A 19990-nucleotide genomic window follows, 5' to 3' on the forward strand; every position below is an offset into this window, starting at 1 on the left:
TTTCCGTATGCGACGGCGCTGATAGGTAACGGTGCCGAATAGTCCTTGTATCGTACGGCGATCCCGCCGTTCTATCTGATATCCTTGTTTCTTGTACTGTTCCACCAATTCTGTATCCATGATTTCTAACGCACAAACCAGTGCCTCTGTGAAAATCCGCATAAACAGCTGCAATAATTTTGTTTCGCGTATGATCGCGGTATCGGATTCCTTTATTGTTTTGATAATTTCTGCTATAATATATTCCATGAGAAGACCTTCGGTTGTGATATATTTTGCTGGCTAGGCAATATATCTATTATCTAGGTCTTTTCTTTTTTTTGCAATATCTTACCGAGAACTATTTTACACTAAGGCGGAACGATAACTTCCTGCCGTGAATATTTACAGGATTAAGCAGCCTGCCATGGACTGTATGTATGCCAAAACCGCACAACTTCAAATAAAATTGCATTTAATGTTTTGATAAATAACAAACCGAAAGATATATCAATCAAAATAATCTATTCAGGTTTTTCCATATAACTTATATATAAGGAGTTGAACAAACATGGATCAAAATAGTCAGCCCAAAGTGGATGCGATGCATGAAGATCTGCACCGAGGTCTTCAAGAACGGCATATTCAATTAATTGCATTAGGGGGTGCTATTGGCGTTGGTTTGTTTTTAGGGTCTGCCTCTAGTATTGAAAAAGCAGGACCTGCCGTTACATTAGCCTATCTGATTGGTGGCATTGCAATTTTTTTCGTTATGCGTGCCATGGGAGAATTAACCCTCGAATATCCTGTATCCGGTTCATTTAGCGCTCATGCATATAAATTTTTAAGTCCTTTGATGGGCTACATTACTGGTTGGAATTATTGGTATGTATGGATCGTTACCTGCATGGCTGAAGTTACGGCAGTCGGAATTTATATTCATTTCTGGATTCCGGATATGCCGCAATGGATATCTGCACTGGCTGCATTAGCCATCATGACATGTGTCAATATGATTGCCGTAGAAGCATACGGAGAATTTGAATTTTGGTTTGCTTTGATAAAAGTTGTAACAATTATTTTTCTGATTGTTATTGGTTGTGCTATGATTTTCTTTGGATTCAGTAATGGTGGAGTCGCTATCGGCATCAGCAATCTTTTTTCTCACGGCGGTTTTATGCCATATGGCTTTAGTGGTGTTTTTGATACACTCCTGATGATTATGTTTGCCTACGTTGGCATAGAAGTAATCGGAATCACTGCCGGAGAAGCCCAAAATCCGGAACACACCTTACCTTCCGCAATTAATAAAGTAATTTATCGTATTTTATTGTTCTATATTTGTGCCTTACTTGTTATTATGTCTATTTATCCCTGGAATCAGATAGGGAACTCCGGAAGTCCTTTTGTTTTAGTTTTTGAAAAAGTAGGAATCAGCGGTGCTGCAAATATCATCAACTTTGTTGTCGTTACTGCCGCACTTTCATCCTGTAACTCCGGCATTTATAGTACGGGCCGCATGCTGTATAATTTATCTCTGCAGGGAAAAGCGCCTAAATGTTTCGGAAAAGTCAACAAACGCAAAGTACCTGCCCGAGCCATTCAAATATCTGTACTTTTTATGCTTATCGGAGTCGCTTTAAACTATTTTGTACCTGCCTCTGTATTTGAAATCATTACCAGCGTCAGCGCATTCGCAGGAATACTAACATGGGGAATTATCATAGTATGCCAGATGAATTTCCGTAAACAATTATCTCCGGAACAAGTCAAAAATTTGAAATTTAAAATGCCCTTCTATCCCTATGCAAATTGGTGCGTCTTAGCTTTCTTTGGCATTGTTCTTTTTTCAGCATTTTTTAATGCAAATACACGTATCGGGATTATCTCTACCGTAATATGGATAGGTCTACTTCTTGGAATATATTATGCAATGGGTATGAATAAAAAAGAACGTAAGGATAGCTTGGAGGAATAACGATATATCATGAGTAAAACCATGGAAATGATTACCGACATTGGACTTATTCCGCAAATTTCTCTTGATGATCCAGCGGACGCCGAACCGTTAGGCCGTGCTTTAGTAAAAGGCGGCATTCCCCTTGCAGAAGTTGTACTTCACCAAGATACCTCTACCTCTTTAAAAGTAATTCAAATATTATCTAAACAAGTGCCGGATATAATCGTTGGCGCCGGAATGATCCATACGGTAGATCAAGCTCGCCGTGCGGTAAAAGCAGGTGCTCAATTTATTATTACACCGTTCTTTAACCCCGCCGTTACAAGATGGTGTCTTGTAAATACCGCCAACACGGTGGAAATTATCCCAGGCATTACATCTCCTTCTGATATCGAAAGAGCCTGGGACATCGGACTTACCGTATATAATTTTTTTCCAGAAATCTCCGGAGGTATGGCGGCATTAAAAACGTTGTCCGATCTGTTTGAAGATATAAAATTTATACCGATGGGCGGCATTGACAGAACTGTCATGAACGATTATCTCGACCTTCCTAATGTTGCAGCTGTCACCGGAAACTTCATGACACCCTCGAATATAATAAAAAACAAAAATTGGGATGAAATTACAGCACTATGCAAAAAAGTATTCAAACAACTGCTCCGTTTTGAATTAGGGCATATCGGACTGCATGCCGATACACATAATCATGCGGAAATCATTACAAAGGACCTATGTACTCTCATGCTGCAAAATAAGTGTATCCGGGACGATCGTTGTTTTGTTGGTTCCGCCATTGAAGTATATGATCGTTCTATACCGGGATCCACCGGATATATTTGTATTGATACCCGAGATATAGAAAGAGCCATGGCCTATTATAAACGCCGGGGAGTAGCGTTTGATCAAGAACAGTGTATAAAAGATGAAACAGGAAAAATAAATATAATATATTTAAAAAAAGAAGTACATGGACTAGCCATTCACCTTCACCAAAAAGCAAAATAATTTTTCTTAAAGACAAAAGACTGTTGCCGAAGTGAAAAATCACTTCGGCAACAGTCTTTTGTCTTTATATGTTCAATACCATTTTTCTTTCATTTTTCCCATTCTGTTTCTGCCATTTTTTATGGTATCTATTTCATCAGTTGCCAGTATTTTAAATCTTTTCTGAATTTTTAAATAGCACACCTCTTATCAAATTTTTTGATTATTCAGCTTAATATTTACTATTTCCACATTTAGGTAAAGACCATAAGCCACGATCAACTACCAAATTTCCTACACAAAACGTTTTTTACTGAATCGTTTATCACATTACGAACTACACATTATGAAGAGTATTAGTCTATAATTTTTATCCAGCCCTTCGGAGCTTCAATAAGTCCCTGCTGAATTCCTGTCAATGTATCATATAATTTTTGGGTAATAGGTCCCATTTTTTCCATGCCGCTCGGAAAACAAATTTCTTTTCCGTGATCTACCACTTTGCCAACCGGTGAAATAACTGCTGCGGTCCCGCACAAACCACATTCCGCAAACTCTTCTACTTCTGTAAGTTTAACAGGGCGCTGCGTAACCTTGAGTCCCAAGTAGTGTTCTGCAATATAAAGCATAGAACGCCGTGTAATTGACGGTAAAATGGAATCTGATTTAGGCGTTACAAGTTCATTATCCTTCGTTACAAATAAAATATTAGCCCCGCCAGTCTCTTCTACATAAGTTCTAGTAGCTGAATCAAGAAATATATTTTCATCAAAACCATTTTGATGGGCTAAAACATAGGGATATAAACTCATGGCATAATTCAGACCGGCCTTTACATTTCCCGTACCCTTGGGTGCCGCACGGTCAAAATCACTCACACAAAGAGTAAGCGGCTTAGCTCCTCCTTTGAAGTAAGGACCTACGGGTGTGCCAAACACACGGAATTGATATTCATCGGAAGGTTTTACCCCAATAACCGGACCAGACGCAAACATATAGGGGCGCAAATATAAAGAAGCACCCGTTCCATAAGGTGGTACCCATGCAGCATTAGCCTTTACGACAGCCACTACAGCCTGTAAAAACATTTCTTTTGAATACGGCGGCATTTCCAACCGTTTAGCAGAATCTATCATTCGTTCCGCATTCAAATCCGGTCTGAATGCAACGATATGTCCATCTTGCGTCGTATATGCCTTTAATCCTTCAAAAACTTCTTGGCAATATTGCAAAATACCCGCAGATTCATGTAAAACAACGGTTTCATCAGTTGTCAGATACCCGTTCTCCCATTTGCCGTTTCTATAATTTGCGACATAGCGCTGCGGTGTTTTACGATAGTTAAAACCAATCGATGCCCAATCAAGATTTACTTTTTCCACGCTAATCATCATCCTTTTTTATTTACATCATATCAAGTTATATGAGATTTAGCAAATAAATTTGAGCTGTACCGCGGTTGACTCGATACAGTATTACAATATTTCTACAAATTAAAATAGTTTGGTAAACTTTGAAAAAACCATCACGGGTTTACTTGATAATTTTTATTGGATATGTAAAAAAACAACAGACTATATGCAATAAAAATTCAAGCCTGTTGTTTTCTATACAATTTTCTCCTAAATGATTTATATGCTATATATAAATCATTTAAAATTCAAGAGGCTGTAATAAACATGGATAACTTGTTAAATTACATTCCTGTATGAATAAAAACAATACATAATCATTTATTTTAAGTAATCATAAATTGGTTTAGGCTGTGCTAATATGACATTAGCTACTATATAACTACAAGATACAATTTCTTTTACAGGTAAATCATTCAATGGACAGTTTACATGATCGAATAATTGTAATCTGGCATCACCCGTCCATGCTTCTAGAATTTTTACATTAGACTCCCTAATTTGCGATAAGGTCATTTCAGCAATACGAAGAGTTCTATCATAATTTGGATACAATTTCAACATATATGTTGGCGCTGTTAATTGCTTAATTGCTTCAATATCCGAAATCTTTTTATATTTATACGTCATTGTAGCATTAGCAATACGAAACTTTTTATCTCTTCCATAATCCAAAGTTCCTACAATTGTATTGTTGTCAATATATAAGGATGGATATCCTATCTTTTTAGGGTATGCACTGCTTTCTTTGCCTGCCGCTATCGCCTCAAAATTATCTAAGTACATCATATGCAAATAATCACCTTTTAACCCATTATATATTACCGGAATCGCCTGTCCCGACTCTGTGTAACAGCCAAAACCAGTTGCATCTTGCATATACATAACCTCAAATCGAACAAGAGGTTCATCTAATAATTGTAATGGCTCCGGTACTACTTTTTCTAACGCCTTACGATCTGTTTTATAGACAATATATAAATAACCTCGATTATTGAATTTATGTGATATGTTAGGTACCGGATCAGAAATCAGGGGAGTTGTTAAATGTTGCAAGACTTCTTCTTTTTTCATTGTAAATTCACCTCATTATATTTTTACCAACCAAACGGGAAAATAAGAAAATAAGCACTACAAACAATTCCTACAAATAACCATAACAAAAACGTAAACGGCAAAATATCTTGAAATTTAATTTTAAACGCCGCCAAATACGCCAAAGCCCAAAATGGTTGTATCAAATTCGCCCATTGAGCCCCTGATCCATAGGCATTGATAACCATTTGTACAGGTACTCCCAACTGTTGTGCAGCTGGAATTAAATAAGGTGCTTCAATGACAAACTTAGACCCAGCAGATGGTACAAAGAAATCCATAATTCCAGTGTATATAAAAATTATCCATGGGTAAGTTCCTGGTGTTGCAATAGAAAGAAACCAATTTGTAATTACAATAGCAAGTCCGGAATAACTAATGATACCAAAAATACCCGCATACATTGGAAATTGAATAACAACACCATAAATAGTACTTGCTCCATCTTTAACAGAATTAATAAAACTATTAGGAGAGTCATGCAATAATAATCCAAAACCAAAAAACGCAAAGTTAATAACGTTTAAATTGATATTGCCAATACCATCAACAATAATAAAATTAGCAACCCACACTAGAATTAAAATAGCCGCCAAGAAAGTGAGAATACGTGATTTTTCCAACCGTTCAGCGGGTCGAATCCTTCTGTTTTCCACAATCTCTTTAGGAGTCACGTGAGTAAATTCTTTATAATTTTCTTCACTAATTTCCACAGCATTTTCCGCTTTAGGCTTAATTCCTAAATATATAAGAGGTAAAGACACCAAGAAAAACAACAACAATGTCATCATGAATGGTGATAAGGATGTCTGACTTATGGGAATAATTCCCATAATATTTTCCAGAAAGTTTCCTGGTGTAGCCGAAAGAAGAGGTGCTGCTTGAGAAATGCCATTAGCCATAATATTCATACTGGTATATGCAATAGCTACGATATAAGCATAGTGAATACCTCTTCCCTTTTTGCGAATAGCAATTTCTTTCCCCATAATGATAGTAAGCATAAGACCCATTCCCCAATGAATCCAAGAAACAACGCCGCAAACTAAGGCAAACATAACAATTGTAGCAGGAACAGATTTGGGTAAATTAATTAATTTAATAATCAGCTTTTTAACGGGTGGTGCATCTGCAATAACAAACCCAGTAACCATCATAATGCTCATCTGCATAGAAAAAGTCAACAAAGTCCAAAAACCTTTTGCATAATCATCAACTAGTTGCCAAACACCATGTTCCGTAAATCCTAACGAAAGCAAAAATACAATTAAGGTTAATAACAAAACAAAAACCATTGAATCCGGAATCCAATCTAAACTCCATTGGATAAATTTATTCATTATTCTAGTTTTTCTATCTTCGCAAACACTTTTCTCTGTTGTTGGTGTTACCATAAATATGACGCCTCCATTCTGCAGAAAATATACGATTATAACCGGGCAGTTTACCTTGAAGCCAAACTGCCCGGCCTGATAAACAATAAAGCAATCTACTTTTGATACAACATTTTAATAAGATATTTATTTAAGTCATCATTTTCTTTTTTAATTGACGCTTCATCCCATTTAAAAAAACCTTCACCAGATTTAAATCCTAATTTTCCATTTTTTTTCATTTGTACAATAACGGGAGATGGTTTTGTATCATTGCAAAGATATTGTAAAATATATTCATGAATATTATAGGTAAGATCTGTACCAACCATGTCAGAGTTAACCAATGGCGGTAATTGAGGCAGCCGCAGACCAAAACTATATTTAACAGCTTTATCAACTGTTTCCGCATCAGCAATACCTGCTTCGACAATATGAATTGCTTCTCTCCATAAAGCATGCTGCATGCGATTAGCAATAAAACCTGGTACATCTTTTTGACAAATAACCGGTTTTTTGCCGACACCCTCTAAAATATGCAATACTGTTTGTGCGGTTTCGTCCGATGATCCATCGGCTTTTACAATTTCAACTAATGGAATCAACTGCGCTGGATTCCAAAAATGTGTACCGACAAAACGTCTTTTTTCTTTTAGCTTTTTACCAATTTGAGTAGGACTCATAACAGATGTATTGGTACAAAAAATGGTATCTTCACGGCAAAGGTCTTCTAATTTTTCAAATACGCCCTGTTTTAGTTCCATGTTTTCAAAAACAGCTTCGACAACTAAATCAATTTTCTGACAGAATTCTTTTGTTAATTCCGTTTGAAATGCAATGCGGTTTAATTGTGCAGATGCTTCTTTCTGAGACATTACCCCTTTCGCAGCAAAATCTTCTAAAGAAGACTTTACTTTACATATCGTATCATTATCCACAATATCATATAAAAAAACTTTATATTCAGGATTACGTGCATATACTTGAGCAATGCCGCGTCCCATTAATCCTGCTCCATAAATTAATATATTTTTTATTGTCATTATATATCACCTTCTATTTTTAAAAATCATTTCCCTAAAATTTCTTTTGTTTTATTTTTTACACCTAAAATTTTTCTAGCTTCATCAGGTGTTGCTACTTCCTTACCAAATTCATGAATCAATCGAATGGCACGTTCTACAAATTCCACATTAGACTTTGCAAGAATTCCTTTGTGCATCATAACATTATCTTCCATTCCAACACGAAGATGCCCTCCCATTGCCAATGTAGTATATAAAATCGGCAATTGCCCTTTACCAACGGCTACGGCTCCCCATGTACAATCTTTTGGAAGTATGCTGTGCATCCAAACTAAATTATCTACAGTAGCAGCAATTCCACCTTTAACTCCTAATACTAATTGAAAATGCAGCGATCCTTGTGGTAAGAAACCACGTTTTTGTAAATCAATAGCATTGTAAATCATTCCAGGATCAAAACATTCTATTTCTGGTTTTACTTCTTGTTTTTGTAACTCTGTACCCAGTTTTTCCAAAAACTGAGGATTATTTTCAAAAATACAAGAATTTTGCCAATTCATAGTACCACAATCATATGAAGCAACTTCCGGATGTAATTCAACAAAAGGTTTAATACGAACATCATCCGGCCATCCAGTTCCACCGGATGTCGTTAAATTAATAACAATATTAGATTTTGGACGAACTGTATCAACTACTTTTTTAAATTGATCATAACGCATTGAAGCTTTTCCTTCATCATCACGAACATGAATATGTGCAATAGAAGCACCTGCTTCTGCACAAGCAATAATATCTGCTGTTATTTCTGATGGATCAATAGGCACTGCCGGATTATTTTTTTTTGTTGGATAACCACCAACTGGGGCAATTGTTAACATTACTTTGTTTGATAAATCTACCATGATAAATACCTCCATTATATAAAAGTAAATTTCGTTCCATAAATAACACCTGGCCAGGTTTCATAGTTATTTATTTTACAATTTTTAACAAAATTATATATGAAATTATTATGCCAAATTAAAATCGTGCAAACAGTGCGGTTGATTATAATGCAATTGTAAAATTACATTTACACATTTTACAATTGTAAATAAAAATTGTAATTTTATTTACAATTATTTACAAACAAAAATCGGACAGATTTTTGTTTCTGCCCGATTAAAAATAAATATCATGAGTAAATATTGTTGTTTTTTGAAATACCATATTTTTTTATTTTCTTATATAACGTGGGTCGGCTAAGTCCTAGATATTTAGCAGTTTTACTAATATTGTTATTGAATGTCTGTAATGTTTTTAGAATAACAAGCTTATCAGACTTTGTCGTCAATTTCTCCGATTCTATATTTTCCCCTCTATTCGTTTCAGTAATTAATTTATTAGAAAAATCTTCCAATTCAATATACTCGGTCTGACAGACGATCAATGCCCGGTCTACGGCATTTTCTAATTGTCGTATATTACCGGGCCAATCATATTTATTTAACATCTGAAGTGCTTCACGAGAAAATCCTTTAACCTTTTTATTATATATTTTTTGATAGTTTGAGAAAAAATATTTTGCTAATATTTCAACATCTCCTTTCCTTTCACGCAACGGCGGCAGGGGAATAGTAAAAACATTTAAACGATAATATAAATCATCTCGAAATGTTTTATTCTTAATTTCTTCATCTAAGTCTTTATTTGTTGCCGATATAATTCGAACATTCACCTTGATTGGCTTTGTTCCCCCAATTCGCAATACCTGTCGTGTTTGTAAAACACGAAGTAAAGTAATCTGTACATCATACGGCATATCTCCAATTTCATCAAGAAATACAGTTCCCCCATCTGCTAATTCAAATTTTCCGGGATGTCCATTTTTATCAGCACCCGTAAATGCACCTTTTTCATAGCCAAAAAGTTCACTCTCAATTAATGTCCGCGGAATAGCTCCGCAATTAATAGCAACAAAAGGTCCTTTCGCCCTATTACTAGCATGATGAATTGCTTGAGCAAATAGTTCTTTTCCTGTACCACTTTCACCTAATATCATCACAGCAGGATCATGTTGTGCCGCCATCTGCGCTAGCCTTTTTACTTTACTCATCTCCTCTGACTGACCAATAATATCCTCAAATGTAAACGATCCCGTAGGATAGACTATTTTAGCTGCTGTTTGATGAACTTCCGCTCTTTTTTTGATAATCATGATATATTCGGCTCGATCTTCCTGTATCGTATTTTGAATTGTTACATATAATGGATATTCTCCTTTACCAATAACATTAGCAGCCAATGGCGTTAACAAGTCATAATGATATATTTCATTCTTGTTAGTATGACAATGAATTTTATCAATAGTTAACTTATTATCAATAAAATTAAATATATTTTTACCCAATATCGCTTCATGACGCAATTGTATTCCTAATAATTGAACAGCATTTTTATTAATTGTTTTTATATTACCTTTATCATCAAAATACACTAATCCAGAATCAACACTTTCAACAGTTGTATTTAATCTCCTGTTAATATTCTTGATTGACTTATTCATATCTAAAATTTTTCTATTAGCAGTCTGTAAAGCCAGTGCTTGAGAAATAGCTTCACCTGCTATAATCGCCATACCAAGTGTATGAACATGGGAATCCCACCAATGACCTGATATGCCAATATATCCCAAAACTTTTTTTGTCCGAAGATCAATAATAGGACTGGCAGAACCTGCCAAATTATCGTCAATAGGAGAAGCATGTTCCGTTGCCACTAACATAAATGGTTTTTTTAACTTATAGACTAAATGAAAAAGACCACAATAAGGTGCATCTTCACCTCGATTGGATCCCTCTATCAATCCGGTTGCCTTTAATTCCTCCAACATTTTTGGAGTACCAATTAACTTTAATATAACTCCCTCTGTGTGCATAAAAGTCAACCAAAAACTTTTATGATCAATAAAAGAAAAAATCTTTTTCATATAAGGAATCGCAACATGCATAACTTGAGCATTTTTTTCAAGACGTCTTTGTAAATCTCTCACCACTGGTTTATTGGGATAAATATCGTCAAATCCATGTTCATAAGATTCTTGCCAACCCATTAATATGTCAGGACGAACACCCACAATATCTTTAAGATTTCTAGTTCTAAAATATTTATCCCGCATTTCACTTATATATTTGACATGTTGGGGATTAAATAAATTTTTAATATCGTCTGTTAACATGCATTATCACCAGCTTTATTATTCTATATTTTAAATACAACATACTAATCAAATAAAATTGGAATAAATATATCACAACAGAACCACTCGTATAGTATAATTTATATTTTTTAACGCTCAGGTTCTTACACATCGCATGCAAATATTTAATTTATAATATATTCCGTCTACTTACTTTATTATATAGTAAAATACACGTTCAGAACGACCCCATCACTATAAATTTTTCCCTAATAAATTTAATTTTTTATCAACAGATGCTGCAATCGTTATTATATAATTTTACTGTACTAGTTACTTTATTGAATTGCTATTACAATGCAGACTATTGTTATAACTAAACTATAATTTTTCACAAAAAAACTCTCTCCTCACTATGTCTCATCCAAAACATGCAAAAGTAATTTCTTTATCTCATCCGGCATCTGAAATGATGTCTCAAACTCTATATACCCCTCATGGGGTACAGCTCCATGGATACAGAGAACATCCATAAGACGATACCCGCCAATAGAAACTTGTGCTGCTTCAGATTTTTTTAGTGCCTCTTGATACTCAATGCGTACCGTATTCCCATGCACCTTTGTAATCACATCATTACTGAGTTTGATATGCCCCACGAGTTTTTCCAGCATAGAGACTGAAAGGTGAGAAAACATCCAGCCTATCATACCGCCATGGTCTTCCAGATCTTTATATTTTACCGTATACGACATATACGATGTATCGCCTTCGTGAATACAGGAATCAATTGTCCCGGAAATGTTAACCCCACCATAGTTGGATATATCTGCATAAATATCAAGTCGTCCATTTTCTCGTGATGTAATGTGCAAAGATTTCACCTTATCACTGTCACTGATTTCTTGGGCAAGTACTGCATTAATCACTTCATCTGGTACATCTAATTTTCCCTGAATAATATGTTCCAAGGACTGCCTATCCCACGTTTTTTTTATGATTTCCGCATACAGTTCATACTCCGTTACCATCACATCCACATCTTGTGGTATCCAGTCCCCGCTAGCTGCTGGACGTAGAGGTGGTTGAAATAAGCAATATCATCATTAAAATGCCAATTACCTGTCTTTTTACCATATTCCCAGCTTTCTTTTAGCAGTATTTACTCACCCTGTTATTATTTTTAATTAATCCGATATTTTTTTATCATAACTTATATTTAAATTTATACGAATAAGGCTATAATTTTATTGTACTGCTTCACACTGAAAATTGCTATTGCAATAAAATCAATTTTTTAGTATGTAAACTTAAATACAGCCGTACGCTTTCGATTTATTCAGAAGCGTACGGCTGTATATGACATTTTCACACCTACCCTCGTATATATCCGATGCGGATCATGGAAGCGGCACATACTGCGCCAGCGGTTTAAACCACTTTGTATTTTCCAAGTATACACGGACTCTCCATAGATGTGACGTTAAATCCGAAAATATAAGCCGGAATTTAAAGTGCCAAAAACTGCCAAACCCTTCAAAAATAGGAATTCGATCCAAGGCATACGAATCCTCTCCCGGAAAATCTTTTCCAACATTTACAGTAAAAGCAGCTTCATAATGCGCACGTTTTGTTTCCAATTCAACAAGGTCATTATATTTTCCTTCCGGATAGGCAATACACGTCACAGGTTTACCAAGCTGCTGTTCTATACGTGCCTTCGATTCTACCAATTCTTGTCTCAAATGGTCTTCATCCAACTGGGTAAGAGGTTTATGGCTTACCGTATGCGACCCAAATTCAAATCCGTCTTTTGCCATTGCATGAACTTGATTCCAAGTCAAATAGCCAGTTTTTCCCATCAAATTGATGATAAGAAATATAGTACCCGTCATATTATATTTTTTCATAATAGGATATGCCTGTTCATAATTATCAACATAACCATCGTCGAACGTGACCAATACCGGCTTATCCGGCAATGTACCTGTTCCGTTCATATATTGCAGCAGTTGTTCCTGTGTAATGGCATGATACCCATTATCATGCAGATACTTTATCTGTTTTTCAAAGTCAGCAGTTGTCATTGTCAACGGGGTTTTATATGTATCATTTACTTGGTGATAATTTAAAACCGGCACACCTGCTATACGATAATTATCTGCATTAACATACCAGTATGCAAATATACCAACAATAGCTGCCACTACAACAAGTACTCCAGTAAGAATCCAACCTTTCACCGTTTGTCCTCCTTATCACCTTTCCAAAATACTAACACAGAAGATGTCTATTTCTATTGATCAAGCAGACTCTATTCGTTATCCCCGTAACTACAATCGATAAAAATAAGTAAATATGAGTCGTTGCCGCCTAGCGAGCACATGATAAAGACACTGCCGCATTTGTTGTATAATACATAATGCAGTCATTATTTCCTCTTCACGTAATGTTTCCGGTGTATCAAACCGTGCTTTCAATGCTATCATTATAAAAGTTTTAATTGCAACCTCGTTCCAACACCGCTCATTTTGCTGTAAATATTCTGCATAACAAAGATAATCCATTTCTTCCGGTCTTTCTTTCCCGCAATATGCTGCCAGTTTTTCCATATACGCATATAACCGGGCCATACGATCCTTTTGATTTTCTGCCGTGATATCACCTGCAAACAGACGCTGCCGTCTTTGGGAACAATATTTCCGCCAAAGGAAGGCCCCCCCTCCTATACTAAGTATCCCCGCTATAAAAGCCAGGTATGACGAGTGAGACTGTGGTACTGCAAAAACCTTATGTTCCGCGGGAGACTTATTCGTATCGACTGGGGGTATCGATTTTTTATCACGGTTGTCTGTATGGTTTTGCGCTGTATGATCGGGATTCGTATTATTTTGCAACTTCCGATGATTTTGTACGCCTGTACCTGCGGTACTTTTCGGCATAAACCCAGGAGTAAAATCTACAGGCCGCCACCCCCAGCCATCTTCATAAATTTCAACCCATGCATGTGCCTGCTTATCTGTTACAGTAAAAGCATGAATAGGTTGTCCATCATCACTTGCCATCACGCTTCCAGCCTCAACAGCTTGCTTGGGTATCGCATATCCAACAACATACCGCGCCGGAATACCTGCTTGCCGCAGAATCAAAGTTGCCGCCGAGGCAAAGTAGGTACAATACCCTGCATGCGATTCATTTAAAAAGTAGCTTACAAAATCTTTTCCTTTTGGTACTCTGCCAGGAGAGCGAGTATATGTATAATGGTTTTGAAAATATTGCTGCAAATCCGTAATAAATTGCTGGCGTTCTTCTTCTGTTTGTACCTGTATAATCGGAAAATCCTTTGAAAAGCGACCTAATATTCCTTTGGGAACCTGTAAATAATAGGTATAAACAAAGTTACGATACATATTTTCAATATAACCATAAGATGATATGTTTTTGTTGTATTGCCCGTACTCTTGAATAAATGAATGAATCGTATCAAAACGCGGCGGCATATCATATGCGGTTGCCTGATATACTTTTAATCCTTCTTCCTTCGCTGCTTTATCATATTTAAAACCAGAACTGGAAATATCCAGATTGTATGGGAAAAAATATTGATTTTGTTCCCTAAACAAATGATCTATCTTAAACAGCCGGGAAGAAAACATATCCGAATAGGACATACCGCTTTCAAGATAGGACATAAGCTCCTTTTGCCCGCGTATATCTTGATCCAGTGATTCAAACATAATTACGCTTTGATCATACCATGCACCGGGTGAATACGCATTAAATAATCGGTTATACTGTCTATAAACAGTATCCGGTAAATCATTCCAAGAGTTATCGTTATACACCGCCCCGGAATAATTACGTAAATATAAGCAACTATCCACATGCAAGGATGTCTGCACATGCATTATACTACGTCCCGTTTGCGTCAATGTGTCCATATCGCCCAAATGGCCGTGCCCCTGTATGCCATGGCGAATATCATCTAAAGATGTAGCTCTGCCGCCGGGAGATAACCACGTATCCAAAAAATTCTGCAAACTCTGCGGAATATATTTCATAAATTGCGGATGCACATAATTGGCTTTAGGTATCACACATTGCAGGATTCCGGCACTGAAAAAAAGAATTGCAATAGCTAAAATAGCACGAAATCCTGCTTTTTTCTCAAATTGTTTGTCCAAAAAAATCAAAACCGCCAGCCAAAAAGCGGCCATACTCATCAGACTATGCGAATTCGGCAATACATTAAAATACAAACCGAAAAAGCACCCCGGTATGGTGATCAGTAAAATAATAAGGCATCCTGCTCTATTCTTGATCAGTACATGAAACACAGCGGCAAGAATAAAAATCAGCAGCAACAGCATAGGTTCTTGATTAACTGCATAAGATGTATGCGGTAATGGAAGCGTTAGCAATTGCAAATGATACGGTCGTTTCAATACCTCGATAAAACTATTTGCCATATACAACAAACTGGGATAAAACATATCGCTGTATTTATAAATAAAACAAAATGCAATACCTGCCGTTATGCTATAGCCAAGCAATCTCGTAACGCTGCCGCTGCAAGATAGCACATATAAAAAGGTGCAAACACTAAGTGAAAACGCAATTTCACCTGCATAAATCGTACATGTACTATAGGATAACATGCAGCTCAATACTGCCAATACTCCTAAATTAAGCACAAGGACACGTCCTATAGTATTACCATACAAATTAATATATTTCATATGTGCCATACCTCTGCCAGACTACCTGCCACATTCGCAGGATCAATATATATTACCTTATCCCCATATACATTACTTTCACGATTTCCCACAATAAAAAATGTCATTAAAGAATACAAATCCCCGCTGATATCCATAATCTCATTTTCAGAAGCCGCTGATATATAAAAAATGCAGCGGTAATTTTTTCTTCCACTTTCTACAAAACGATGAAGATTGCTTAGTGTTCCCTCCATGCGATCAGCACACATATACGCTGTCAATTGCTGATCTAAATCTGCCCTGTAATGAATATGTTTCGTATATAATACATCATTTTCTTGTCTGTAGGAAAAAACAAATCCGCCATACAGGGAAATAAGCCGAACACCTACAGCATAAAAAACTTCATATACAGCATTACAAACCTTTTCATCTGCCTGAAAGGGTATATCAAATAATAAAACGATATCCGCTTCTTGTTGTGCATAAAATTCTCTCATATATACATCGTCATGTGCAGCGCTTGCTTTCCAATGAATGTACCGGCTATTGTCTCCCGGGCGATACAGCTTGATTCCGGCTAATTCTCCAGCAGTTCCCGTTGCCGCCAAAACCGTCCCGCACACGTTAATGTCGTCTGTACCTTGCCAAAGCTGCGGCATGACAAGTACTACATACGATCCCGGCACCTTGCGTTTATATGAAAAGAGATGCAGCAGATCTTGAAATATGACACTATCTATATATATTTCCATTCTGCCGCAGCAGGTCATATGATATGTATATACCATTGTATTAGTAGAATAAATAAACGAGTTAATAAAAAACAATGTATCTTCCAGTATTTTTCCGGATTTTTCCTTTTCCAAAATCCGTATGCTAATATCTGCTGCCGATACATAAAAACGATTTTTTATTTTGATTGGCACATGAATATCTTCGCCGCATACGACCGTGGCCAGCTCATTATCAAAATCTATGGTAATGAACTTCTTTTCCATACACAGAAGGACCCAAGATAAAACAGGAATACTGCAGGTCAAGGCGAACAACAAAAATGCTTCATATTGATCATACAAAAAATACAAACAGGCAGTAAAAAAGAACGTCAATATATATATCAGTCTAGGCCATGTCATCAGAATTACTCCACAATTTTCGGCAACGGTATCGATTGAACGATCTCCGCAAAAATATCATCCACTGAACGATGTTTAAAGCGTGCTTGACTGGTAATAATCAAGCGATGCTGCAATACCGGTTTTAAAATAGCAGTCACATCATCCGGCCGGGCAAAAGACCGTCCGTCTAACATGGCTCTTGCTTGTATCATTTTAATAGCTGCCACGCTGCCACGCGGACTAATACCAAACAAAATCAGCGGAGATCGTCTGGTAGCCGCTGCCAATTCGGCAATATACTCATATATGCTGTCGTCTACATATACACGCTTTGTAGCCTCTTGCAATTGGATAATTATCTCTGCATTGACTATACTTTTGATCGTATGCAAGGCATGATCGTGGATCTCTTTTAGAATTTGGATTTCCTCTGCAACACCCGGATAGCCAATAGATAATCTGATCAAAAATCGATCTACCTGCGACTCCGGCAGCGCCTGTGTTCCGATAGAACCCGCAGGATTTTGTGTTGCTATAACGGTAAAAGGCTTTGGCACTGGCCTTGTTATTCCATCTACCGTTATATTTCCCTCCTCCATGACCTCCAGTAAAGCGGACTGTGTACGTGGAGATGTCCTATTGATTTCATCAGCCAGCAAAATATTTGTCATACCCGTTCCGGCAATATAACGAAACGTATTTGTATTTTTATCATACATAGAAAAACCCGTAATATCCGAGGGCAACACATCCGGCGTAAACTGCATTCGTTTATGTGATACTCCCAAAGCTTTGGCAAAGGCAATGGATATGGTTGTCTTTCCTACCCCGGGAACATCGTCGATTAAAATATGACCGCCGGCTAAAATAGCCATCATGATCTTTTCTAATATATCAGTCTTGCCAACAACTGCCTTTTCAACCTCTGCTAATACTGCCTGTATAACCGTATGTTCATCTGACATCATAAACTCCTCCAGAAAAATATTCTTGCATAAAACATGTATATTATTTTACCACTATCACTATAATTTTTATAGCATGATATATAGCTGGCTTATCCTCTGATACCCCTCCTAAAAACATAAATAATGAAATCCCATATTCTCTATTCAAATAGAAACCCCTTATAATTACTTGTTTTACAGTCCCTTTCTCGGCACACGGTTCCCACTAAAATATATCACTGAAAAAAATACTTTAAAATTTTTCTAACGTATTCTATCCAAACTTCTTATAAACTTTCCGTTCCTTATATTAACGAATAATTAATCTATAAAAACGCGAAGAGGTATACCTCTCTATAAAAAATAATGGACTCCTGTTGTTTCAATCGATACCTGCGTAGAATTATTAAAATTTGACAAGCATCATAAATAATAATATAATGCAATTTATTAGCAAATAATGTACTAGTTAATTATATACTAGTGCATTATTTATTTATTTATTTAGAAAGGATGATACGATGTTTAAAAAAATTTTAGTTCCAATTGACGGGTCAGCAGAAGCAATAGCAGCTATAACATATGCCAGAGAAATAGCTGAAAAATTTAATAGTACCATAACCGTAATTCACGTTATTCAACATCCCGCTTATCTCACTTCCGATTCTCACCCCTTACTAATCAAAAGTCTGGATGAAAGGGGAAATGAAATAATAGCTCAGGCTTTGACTTATTTTAAAAACTTTGAGGGACGCGTAGAAACACGTATTGAATACGGTCATCCCGGAATAAAAATTACAGAAATCAGTAAAGAACATAACTATTCTTTAATTATCATGGGCCGACGTGGCATGAGTGATATTGCTAAGCTATTAATTGGCAGTGTTAGTAATTATGTGCTTCATTATGCTTGTTGTCCGACCCTGGTTATACAGGATACTGACTACTGATTTTTTAGCAGAGGAGTTATACATACAATGATGAATAAAAAAGAAAAATTATGGACACCCAATTTTATTACACTTACTGTTACAAATGGCTTATTATTTGCAGGCTTCCATGGCTTATTACCCACCCTTCCTATCTATGTTTTGCAGCAGGGCGGAACAAATGCACAAGTAGGCCTTCTTGCTGGTATTTTTACGTTTTCCGCGATTATAATACGTTTTTTTACGGATTCAGGTATTGCTAAATTTGGCAAAACTCACTTTTTATTATTAGGCATTTTTATCTGCCTACTGTCTGCCCTATGTTATAATTTTATCAATGAGGTCGATCATATTTTATATATCCGGGTATTGCATGGCATTGGATTTGGTATTGCGACCACCCTATATGCGACCATCGTAGTCGACATTGTTCCGAGTTCACGTCGAGGTGAAGGCATTGGCTACTTTGGTCTTGGAACCACTTTTATGATGGCGTTTGCCCCGGCTGCCGGCATATGGATTATTGATAATTTTAGTTTTTCTATATTATTTATTGTTGCAGCAGTATGTCAAGCATTCGCATTAGTTTGGATTTCTTTTTGTAAATTTACAATTTCTGATTCAATGACCGTCCCAACACAGACCGCTCCGCTTTCTGTGTTGGACAGAATCGTTGAAACCAACGCACTTTTTCAAGCCTTTCTTACATTATTATTTGGTGCTTGTGTCGGTGGATTGCTTAGTTTTGTAGCTTTACTTGCCCGGGAAGTACATATTCAAAACGCAGGATATTTCTTTTTAGTATGTACCGCTTGCGTGTTTATATCCAGAATTTTTACAGGCAAAATATTTGACGCTAAAGGACATGCCTGGGTCATTTTCCCCGGAGCGATTCTGTTAATGGTCGGCTCATTGTTGTTATCACAAACAACCACAATCACATTATTATTAGCCGCTGCTATATTATATGGACTAGGAATCGGGACGACGATGCCGGCTCTTCAGACTTGGATTATTAACGTTGTACCGGCAAATCGCCGTAGCATTGCAAGCGCAACATTTTATAATTTTATGGATATTGGCGTAGGTGGAGGTTCTATTATATTAGGACTATTTGCTGAAAAAACAGGGTATGCTTCTGTATATTATTATTCGGCCGCAATTATGGCAGTTTTTCTTATTAGTTATGGCTTTTATATTGTTCATCATAAAACTTCTGCTCAGAATGCACCTATCTTACAGACAACTCAAGATAATTAA

Annotated in this window: 16 protein-coding genes; 4 read left to right on the forward strand and 12 right to left on the reverse strand. The window is 36.5% G+C overall.

The genetic code is table 11. The features are described from left to right. On the reverse strand, nucleotides 1-249 hold a 249-nt coding region (locus BLR11_RS10210; RefSeq protein ID WP_176762954.1), incomplete at its 3' end, for a UPF0236 family transposase-like protein. Between the two features lie 301 nt (nucleotides 250-550). Between BLR11_RS10210 and BLR11_RS10215 the strand changes: the two genes are divergently transcribed. Together BLR11_RS10215 and eda are read left to right on the forward strand one after the other, a co-directional pair. After that, nucleotides 551-1957, forward strand: a complete 1407-nt coding sequence (locus tag BLR11_RS10215; protein ID WP_091651581.1) for an amino acid permease — start codon at nucleotides 551-553, stop codon at nucleotides 1955-1957. 9 nt (nucleotides 1958-1966) lie between these two features. Further along, on the forward strand, nucleotides 1967-2947 hold the full coding sequence (gene eda / locus BLR11_RS10220) for a bifunctional 4-hydroxy-2-oxoglutarate aldolase/2-dehydro-3-deoxy-phosphogluconate aldolase (RefSeq protein WP_245675138.1): 981 nt from the start codon (nucleotides 1967-1969) through the stop codon (nucleotides 2945-2947). A 335-nt stretch (nucleotides 2948-3282) separates the two neighbouring features. Here the strand turns inward: eda and BLR11_RS10225 are convergent, their stop codons facing one another. The 11 genes from BLR11_RS10225 to BLR11_RS10275 form a co-directional block, all read right to left on the reverse strand. Next, complete coding sequence (locus tag BLR11_RS10225; RefSeq protein WP_245675140.1) at nucleotides 3283-4317, reverse strand: branched-chain amino acid aminotransferase; 1035 nt, start codon at nucleotides 4315-4317, stop codon at nucleotides 3283-3285. 342 nt (nucleotides 4318-4659) lie between these two features. Then, entirely contained in the window at nucleotides 4660-5412 is a 753-nt protein-coding gene (locus BLR11_RS10230; RefSeq protein ID WP_091651592.1) for an acetoacetate decarboxylase, read from the reverse strand. Between the two features lie 23 nt (nucleotides 5413-5435). Then, on the reverse strand, nucleotides 5436-6827 hold the full coding sequence (locus BLR11_RS10235) for a short-chain fatty acid transporter (RefSeq protein WP_091651595.1): 1392 nt from the start codon (nucleotides 6825-6827) through the stop codon (nucleotides 5436-5438). Nucleotides 6828-6922: 95 nt separating this feature from the next. Further along, the gene (locus BLR11_RS10240; protein ID WP_091651597.1) at nucleotides 6923-7849 is read right to left on the reverse strand and encodes a 3-hydroxyacyl-CoA dehydrogenase family protein; all 927 of its coding nucleotides are present in this window, start codon (nucleotides 7847-7849) and stop codon (nucleotides 6923-6925) included. A 26-nt stretch (nucleotides 7850-7875) separates the two neighbouring features. After that, entirely contained in the window at nucleotides 7876-8736 is an 861-nt protein-coding gene (locus BLR11_RS10245) for a beta-keto acid cleavage family enzyme (protein ID WP_091651600.1), read from the reverse strand. 272 nt (nucleotides 8737-9008) lie between these two features. Next, the gene (locus BLR11_RS10250) at nucleotides 9009-11051 is read right to left on the reverse strand and encodes a sigma-54 interaction domain-containing protein (RefSeq protein ID WP_091651603.1); all 2043 of its coding nucleotides are present in this window, start codon (nucleotides 11049-11051) and stop codon (nucleotides 9009-9011) included. A gap of 374 nt (nucleotides 11052-11425) precedes the next feature. Further along, a complete protein-coding gene (locus BLR11_RS10255; RefSeq protein ID WP_091651606.1) occupies nucleotides 11426-12043 on the reverse strand; it encodes a hypothetical protein in 618 nt (205 codons plus the stop codon). 369 nt (nucleotides 12044-12412) lie between these two features. Continuing rightward, a complete protein-coding gene (locus BLR11_RS10260; RefSeq protein WP_091651609.1) occupies nucleotides 12413-13255 on the reverse strand; it encodes a polysaccharide deacetylase family protein in 843 nt (280 codons plus the stop codon). A 90-nt stretch (nucleotides 13256-13345) separates the two neighbouring features. Beyond that, nucleotides 13346-15751 (reverse strand): transglutaminase-like domain-containing protein, encoded by a 2406-nt coding sequence (locus BLR11_RS10265; RefSeq protein WP_176762955.1) that lies wholly within the window; start codon nucleotides 15749-15751, stop codon nucleotides 13346-13348. After that, the gene (locus tag BLR11_RS10270) at nucleotides 15748-16872 is read right to left on the reverse strand and encodes a DUF58 domain-containing protein (protein ID WP_091651614.1); all 1125 of its coding nucleotides are present in this window, start codon (nucleotides 16870-16872) and stop codon (nucleotides 15748-15750) included. Before BLR11_RS10270 ends, BLR11_RS10265 begins: the two co-directional genes overlap by 4 nt. A 5-nt stretch (nucleotides 16873-16877) precedes the next feature. Next, nucleotides 16878-17822, reverse strand: a complete 945-nt coding sequence (locus tag BLR11_RS10275) for an AAA family ATPase (protein WP_245675139.1) — start codon at nucleotides 17820-17822, stop codon at nucleotides 16878-16880. 500 nt (nucleotides 17823-18322) lie between these two features. On the opposite strand from BLR11_RS10275, the gene BLR11_RS10280 reads away from it, so the two are divergent. Together BLR11_RS10280 and BLR11_RS10285 are read left to right on the forward strand one after the other, a co-directional pair. Beyond that, a complete protein-coding gene (locus BLR11_RS10280) occupies nucleotides 18323-18751 on the forward strand; it encodes a universal stress protein (RefSeq protein ID WP_091651619.1) in 429 nt (142 codons plus the stop codon). A 27-nt stretch (nucleotides 18752-18778) separates the two neighbouring features. Continuing rightward, entirely contained in the window at nucleotides 18779-19990 is a 1212-nt protein-coding gene (locus tag BLR11_RS10285; protein ID WP_091651623.1) for an MFS transporter, read from the forward strand.

The organism is Megasphaera paucivorans (assembly GCF_900103535.1).
In the GTDB taxonomy this organism is placed as follows: domain Bacteria; phylum Bacillota; class Negativicutes; order Veillonellales; family Megasphaeraceae; genus Megasphaera_A; species Megasphaera_A paucivorans.